We start from the raw sequence: 6,645 nt of genomic DNA on the forward strand, positions 1-6,645 counted from the left end.
CCGCGGACGCGAGCCCCGGGTGCAGCGCCGCCCCGGCCTGCGCCAGCGCGTGCGCGCAGCCGGCGAGGTCGAGGCTGTAGTAGGTGTCGCGGCCATCGAAGCTGCTGCGGCGCGCGGTCACCAGCCCGCCGGAACGCAGCTGGCGTAGGTGATAGGAGACGAGGTTCTGCGCTTCGCCGACCGCGCCCACCAGCTCCCTGACCCGCAGGTCACCGCCGGCGAGCTCGCGCAGCAGCCGCCACCGCACCGGGTCGGCGATCAGCCGGAGGGGAGGCGGGACAGCATCGCCTGTCACAGCCACGATCGGATGGTACATCAATATGAATTGATGGATCTAGGGTGTGAGAGCATGGCCCTATGGACGTTGACGCCCTCGTTGAGGTCCCGATGGGATCGCGGAACAAGTACGAGATGGACCCGAAGAGCGGGCGCATCCGGCTGGACCGCATGCTGTTCACCTCGACGCGTTACCCCCTGGACTACGGGTTTATCACCGGCACAATGGCCGAGGACGGGGAGCCGCTGGACGCGCTGGTCTGGCTGGAGGAGCCGACGTTCCCTGGCTGCCTGGTGACGGTCCGCCCTATCGCGGTGTTCTGGATGCTTGACGGGGGCAAGCCAGACGCCAAGGTGCTGACGGTGGTCTCGAATGACCTGCGGATGGATGGCATCCAGGACCTAGAGGACGTGCCGGCGCACATGACGGCCGAGATCGGCCACTTCTTCGATATTTACAAGGAACTGGAGCCGGGCAAGTCCACCGACGTCCGCGGTTGGCAGGACCGCGCCGCCGCCGAACAGGTGATCAGGGACGCGCAGCAGCGCCTTACAGCTAAAGCGTCATAAGCCCCGGCCGGAGTACCGGAGCGCGACGACGCCGGTGATGGCGGCGGCCACGTCACCGGTGATCACCGTCGTGGGGCCTCAGCCGGGATCGCCCAGCGGGCGGCTGGTCACGACCGCTTTCTCGGCGGCGGTCACTCGAGCGTCCTGAACAGCCCGGCGACGACCTTCCTCACGGGGGTCCCTCCGTTCCGCCCGCCGCCCGCTGCGCCAGCGCGTAGCCAACGAGGGCGGTCGCGTGCCCGTGGCCGATCTCCATGTCAGATAGCCGCGTGCTCGCCGCTGGCGATGAACTCGGTCGGGGTGGCGGCGATGACGGACGGCGTGAGCTTCTTGGCGTGGCCGAAGCCGCGGCGCTCGACGAGCCGGGCAGCGGGCGGCCGGACTGATAGGGCTCGATGAGGGCAGCGTCGTACGGCAGGGTGTGCGCGTGGCCCAAGCCAGGTCTCACGGCGTGCTTCGACCAGAGCGACGAAGAATTAACCAAAAGACCACTTTCGCCATACGTTCAATTGGCGGAAGTGGCCCTTTTCTGATGGCTTTGCTAACGGTCGGCGCTCTGTGATCTGGCCAGCGGACCAACAGCGGGCTGGGTGATTAGCTCCGCATACCGAGTAGTAATGGCGAGGTTCAGTGCGGCCTCGAGGTTGTCGAGCTGGAATTGGACCCTCTTGAGCCTTGGACCGATATCTGCTGTAATCTCTTTGCGAAGATAACCGACGCAGAGCGTGCCGCCTAGGATTACGCCCAGGAGCGCGCCCACAAGGAACATCAACATGTGTGACACCTCCTTACTGCCGTCCGTCCCGACGGTCATATCCATTAGTACTCGGCGGAAAGTTCCGGTGTCAAGCGTGAAGAAAAACGAGGAATAAGCGGATGGAGGGGAATGAAGAGAGACATTAGAATGACTCTAATGATGTGGACGCTTCCCTTTAGCGCAGGTCGCTGAGCGGCACATCTCCAACATTGATGGCGAACTGGTTCCTGTCGGCTCGATAGACAGTGACACTGAGACGTACCGGCGTCCTGTATTGATCAAAAGCGCTGCGCCGGACCTCGACCACTTGGATGTGCCTGTCTGCAGGGAGGTCGAAGTACGCGATCTCGCTCTCGTTGGGGAATCGCCATTCGATCTCGTCGCGATAACCGACCTGCCGGATACCATGCTCTGCCAGGTAGGCCATCGCCCCCTCCTTGATGTCGTCCGTATCCAGCAACCGGGGAGCGCGATCCGCGAGACTCCTGGGGTAGTACGAGACTTGCTGTGACCAAGGGAGGCCGTCCACATACATCTCCTGATGCCGGACGATGACATCTGCGTCTTGAGGGATTCTCAGGCACCGGGCAGCCATCGGGCCGACTTTACTGATCTCCACGCGCGGTTCGGCTATGGTTGACGACCTTCCGCTCGAGGCGATCAGCGACGTGTAAACTACGCCTCCGCCATCACCTCCCCCCCTGCCTGTATTCGGGTCAATGGTCAGGGTCGTGACGATCGGGGTGACTTGCTCGGAGACAAACGTTCCCTTGCCGTGCAGCGTGTACGCGAGCCCACCTGTCGTCAACTCCCTGAGAGCGCCGCGGACGGTGTTTCGAGATGCATGGTAGGAGTCCATGAGCTGGTCCTCCGTCGGGAGCCGCACTCCGTGCGCTAGCTCACCAGACTCAATCTTGCGGCGGAGGTCGTCGGCAATCTTCCTGTACAGCGGCCCGCTCATGACCGATCACCCTGCTACCTGGTTTTCCCCGACCATTCTTATTGGCACGATAGGTCTCATACCAATGACTTTACAATGTCTAACGATCTGATGATGTGCGGGTACGTCGTAAGGACGGCGGCCCAAGATATCCGGGGCGGCGTTCCCCTAGCACGCTGCTACGCTGGCATTATGACGCCGCTCGAGCTCGTCCACCTCGCGCACCTGCGCCGTGCCCGCGAGCTGATGGATCGCGAGCCCGCTGGACGTCGACGAGGTCGCCCGGGTCGCGCTGATGCCCACCGCGCCGAACATCGTCCCCAGATTACTGTCGGCAGCCTGGGTGACCAAGCTGGCTAGGCGAACCCTAGTGGCCATCGTTAGTGCGCAAGTTCAGCACTCACGAAGCGAGAAACAGCAGGTCAGCGGCTCCGCCGAATCGACCTAGGTCAAATCGTGGCCCAAGTCAGGTAAGACCCTCGCCCGGATAGCCGGGCGAGGGTCTTAATAACTTACTCGGAACTTTCTCACTTCTTCGCCGGCTTGCTCCATTCCGCGTATTCCTCATCCAGCACCGCGATAGCGCGTGCCGCTGCCGATGGCACGAGGTGACCGTAAATCCGGTACGTCACCCGCACGTCACGATGCCCGAGCCAGTGCGTCACGCCGGTAATCGGAACGCTTTTGATCAGCATCGCCGACGTGAACGCATGCCGCAGCGAATGAGGCGTGAACCCCGCCGGAATCCCCGCCTTGTCAGCGGCATTCATGAACCGCTCATAGACCGTTCCGTATAGCTGGTATCTCCGCTCACCGTTTCCAATCATGAGTGGACCGTCCGGAAGATCCCTAATCATGTCCCACAGCCATCTGGGTACGGGAATGTCGCGGTACTCACCACGCTTGCGCTTCTTGAGCGGCGCCGTTTCCCGGCCGTCTCGCGTGGCTTGCTGGTACATCCGCAGGATCGTTCCGTTATCCCTGAAATCGGCCTTTTCGACTGCCAGCGCTTCTTCGATGCGCAATGAGGTTTTCTCAGTAGCGGTGAACCCGGCAAACGTCACGTAGCGGGCATGCGGGGAGACACGCGGACATGGGAGGAGATGGCCGGGAGGGACGCGGAGCCCCCGGTACAAGAGGTCGAGCGCGGCTTCGCCCTGCTCAACCAACGCTGGCAGGCGCTGCAGCGCGTCACCGCCAGCCCCGGCAGAATCGGCCAGATCGCCCGCGCCGCCCTCGTCCTGACCCTTTTCGAGCACAAAATGCTCACCTGAAGTCGCTGAGAAAACCTCAATCGACACCGATAGACCGTCGTCGAGCCACGCCACCAAGACCGCGCAGGCAGTCCCGGGAGTCCCAGCGGTCGCACTGGTGACAAGAGCAGATCAACGCTGAAGGTTTGGCCGCCTGTGACCGGCCAAACCTTCAGCGCTAACTGGATCTTGGTGGTGGCGGGACCCTGAGCCTCTTGGGGCAAGGCCGCCGCGGCGTTGTGGTGGTCTCGGCCGCTAGACCCATCCCGGGGCCGCCCCGCGGCCGAGACCACTATGGACGGCTGACCGCTAGACAGGCCCGGGAGCCGCGTGAATCGTCTCTGTCTCCGGCGCCGAGCTTTGCTCTGGCACCGCCTCCAGCCGGTCCTGCGGCTGGGGGCAGTAGACGGTGCCGAGGAAGTAGCCGTAGATCCAGTGCCACAGGAAGATGCCGAACGTCAGCTTCCAGCCGAGGCTGGTGCTGAGGAAGCCGGCGTGGTGCGGAACGTACACGGCCGGCACCCACCAGGCGGCGCTGATGATCGCGAGCACGGTGCCATAGAGCAGCCCCTTGATGAGGTTCCCGAGGAGCGTGTTGCGCAGCGGGACAAAGGGGTGGAAGAGCAATGCGAAAAGCAGCGCGAAGAACACTCCGTCGGTGAAGTGCGAGATCTCGCCGACGAAGTACGTCGTAGCCGTGGGCGCGGCGGTGGCGGGAAGGCCGAGGATGAGCTCGCCGTTGGCTACCGGCCAGTTCAACTGGGGCAGCCCGAAGCCGCGGAACCAGATGCCGAAGACCGTGGCGAACTGGGTCGCCACAGCCCCGGCCAGCAACGAACTGCCGACCGGATGGGTGGCAACCCAGGCGCGCCAGCGGGGGAGAGTATCGTCAGTCGGAATGCGGGTAATGAGGGAGGGCGCACGTCTAGCGCCGTTTACCGTACTCATGCGAAACCTCCTGGTTTCACGAAAGTAATAGGAAATAGCGTGATGGCCCGCTTGGGTGCTGTCAATGGGCGTGAGATATCATGTTCCGTTATAAGAAACATAAAAGAAACAGATTCAGCCGCTGAGCCGCAGCCTTCGTGCGGCCTCGGCGGCGGCGGACATCTTGCTTATCGCCAGATAGCGGGGGACGCGGCGCAGGCCGCAGTCGGTGGAGATCTCCAGCCGTTCCGGATCACGGTATTCCAGGCACGTGCGGACGCGCTCGATAATGTCGTCCGCTGTCTCCGAGTAGTGCGTCTTGATATCGATAAGGCCGGCGGACAGGATCCGGTCGCGATCCCACTTGCCGACCAGGTCGATCTCGGCCATCTCGCGGGCGCCGAACTCCAGGCTGAACCCGTGCACGTTCGCGTCGAGCAGCGCCGGGAACAGCCAGCGGTAGGTGCGTTTGGCATATGGCAGCCGGCGAAACGAGCCGAAGCAGATGTGCACGATGAACGTGCACCCGGTGATGCCGTCGACGACGGCGTTGATGGTCTCCACCAGGTTCTCCGGGGTCCGGTCCTCGGTGGCGTGCGAGGGGGTGAGCGGCTCCTCGATCTGGATGTAGTCGCAGCCGGCGGCGACGAGCTTCTCGATGTCAGCGCGGATGGCGGGAACCAGGGCGTCCGCGCATTCGCGGCGGGTGCGGTAGACCTGGCTGAAATCGAGCTCCGTCGTGATGCCGTACGGGCCGGGCATGCCGATCTTGGGCCGGCGGTCCGTACGGGCGCGGAGGAACTCATACTCGCTGACGTAGTCCCAGATCGACTCGACCTGGTCCAGCGGCTCGTGCACCTCGTAGACGGGGAGCATGTCCCAGCCGATCGCGCCGAGCTTGCGCGGCGATGGGCGCAGCCGTAGGCCTGCCATCTTCCCTGTGATGCCCTCGATCCAGCCGCCCCTGCGGTGCTCTCCGTCGGTGAGGGCGTCAAGGCCGGCCGCCTCCTGGTCACGGATGGCCAGCTGGCAGTAGTCGTCGAGGAGCTCCTGGCGGTCCGCCGGGCCGAACCGGCCTTCCTTCTCGGCATCCGCCAGGATGTCCCACCAGCCTGGCCGCGCCCAGCCGCCGGTGGTGGTGACCGGCAGCGTCGCCGGGTACTGGTAATCAGTCATGACTGAGGCCCTTCAGTGCGGTGATCAGCTCGGCGTGGATCGCGCCGTTGCTCGCGACGACGTCGGCGCGGTCCGCCGTCACATGCGGGCGCCCGTCGAACAACGTCAGCGTGCCGCCGGCCTCCTGGAGGATCAGCTGGCCTGCGGCGATGTCCCAGGCGTCCATCGCGTACTCGCAGTAGGCGTCGAGCCTGCCCGCCGCGATCGCGCAGAGCGTGAGCGCGGGCGAGCCGAGAGATCGCACCCCGCCCGTCACCCGCATCAGCCGTTCCGCCAGGGCCGCGTACGCGCGGATCTCGTCCTCGTCGACCGACTGGGCCTGCGCGACGACCAGCGCCCGGTCCAGCCGGGTCACGGCCGAGACGCGCAGCGGCTGCCCGTTCACGCTCGCCCCGGCGCCAAGGGCCGCCGCGAACATCTCGTCACGGACCGGATCGTAGACCGCGCCGGCCACCGTGCGGCCGTGGAAGCGCTGCGCCACGGAGACGCAGAAGAACGGCAGCCCGTGCGTGTAGTTCGTGGTGCCGTCCAGCGGGTCGACGTACCAGACGCTGCCGGCGGCGGGGTTTCCCGCCGTGCCCTCCTCGCCGTCGATGGCGTCATCGGGGAAGGCGGCGAGGATCGTATCGGTGACCGCTTGCTGGGATTCCCTGTCCGCGACCGTCACCAGGTTCGCCCGGGCGTCCTTGTAGGCGACGTGCAAGTCGCCGGCGTGCCAGCGGGCGAGCAGCACGGCGCCGCCGGCC

Annotated in this window: 9 protein-coding genes and 1 pseudogene; 3 read left to right on the forward strand and 7 right to left on the reverse strand. The window is 64.8% G+C overall.

The genetic code is table 11. The features are described from left to right. Positions 1-301: ArsR/SmtB family transcription factor (locus tag WA805_RS13350; protein WP_425239361.1), on the reverse strand; the 301-nt coding region annotated here is incomplete at its 3' end. A gap of 56 nt (positions 302-357) precedes the next feature. Between WA805_RS13350 and WA805_RS13355 the strand changes: the two genes are divergently transcribed. Further along, entirely contained in the window at positions 358-846 is a 489-nt protein-coding gene (locus WA805_RS13355) for an inorganic diphosphatase (RefSeq protein ID WP_422281460.1), read from the forward strand. Between the two features lie 254 nt (positions 847-1,100). Next, a complete protein-coding gene (locus WA805_RS13360; protein WP_425242493.1) occupies positions 1,101-1,232 on the forward strand; it encodes a hypothetical protein in 132 nt (43 codons plus the stop codon). Between the two features lie 546 nt (positions 1,233-1,778). On the opposite strand, the gene WA805_RS13365 is transcribed toward WA805_RS13360, so the two are convergent. The 3 genes from WA805_RS13365 to WA805_RS13375 all read right to left on the reverse strand — a co-directional run bounded on the left by WA805_RS13365 (position 1,779) and on the right by WA805_RS13375 (position 3,607). Beyond that, a complete protein-coding gene (locus WA805_RS13365; protein ID WP_422281456.1) occupies positions 1,779-2,564 on the reverse strand; it encodes a GntR family transcriptional regulator in 786 nt (261 codons plus the stop codon). Between the two features lie 147 nt (positions 2,565-2,711). Next, positions 2,712-2,858, reverse strand: a complete 147-nt coding sequence (locus tag WA805_RS13370) for a hypothetical protein (RefSeq protein ID WP_422281454.1) — start codon at positions 2,856-2,858, stop codon at positions 2,712-2,714. Between the two features lie 212 nt (positions 2,859-3,070). After that, entirely contained in the window at positions 3,071-3,607 is a 537-nt protein-coding gene (locus WA805_RS13375; protein WP_425242494.1) for a tyrosine-type recombinase/integrase, read from the reverse strand. 78 nt (positions 3,608-3,685) lie between these two features. Here WA805_RS13375 and WA805_RS13380 point away from each other — a divergent pair. Then, a pseudogene (locus WA805_RS13380) lies at positions 3,686-3,817 on the forward strand (IS5/IS1182 family transposase); the annotation flags it as partial. A 288-nt stretch (positions 3,818-4,105) separates the two neighbouring features. Here the strand turns inward: WA805_RS13380 and WA805_RS13385 are convergent. The 3 genes from WA805_RS13385 to WA805_RS13395 form a co-directional block, all read right to left on the reverse strand. Then, complete coding sequence (locus WA805_RS13385; protein WP_422281450.1) at positions 4,106-4,744, reverse strand: hypothetical protein; 639 nt, start codon at positions 4,742-4,744, stop codon at positions 4,106-4,108. A gap of 114 nt (positions 4,745-4,858) precedes the next feature. Further along, the gene (locus tag WA805_RS13390; RefSeq protein WP_422281448.1) at positions 4,859-5,899 is read right to left on the reverse strand and encodes a hypothetical protein; all 1,041 of its coding nucleotides are present in this window, start codon (positions 5,897-5,899) and stop codon (positions 4,859-4,861) included. Then, positions 5,892-6,645, reverse strand: a 754-nt coding sequence (locus tag WA805_RS13395; protein ID WP_425242495.1) for an inositol monophosphatase family protein, incomplete at its 5' end; no start/stop codon positions are given. The genes WA805_RS13395 and WA805_RS13390, both read right to left, overlap by 8 nt.

Origin of the sequence: Trebonia sp. (genome assembly GCF_049794275.1) — a bacterium.
Lineage (GTDB): Bacteria > Actinomycetota > Actinomycetes > Streptosporangiales > Streptosporangiaceae > Trebonia.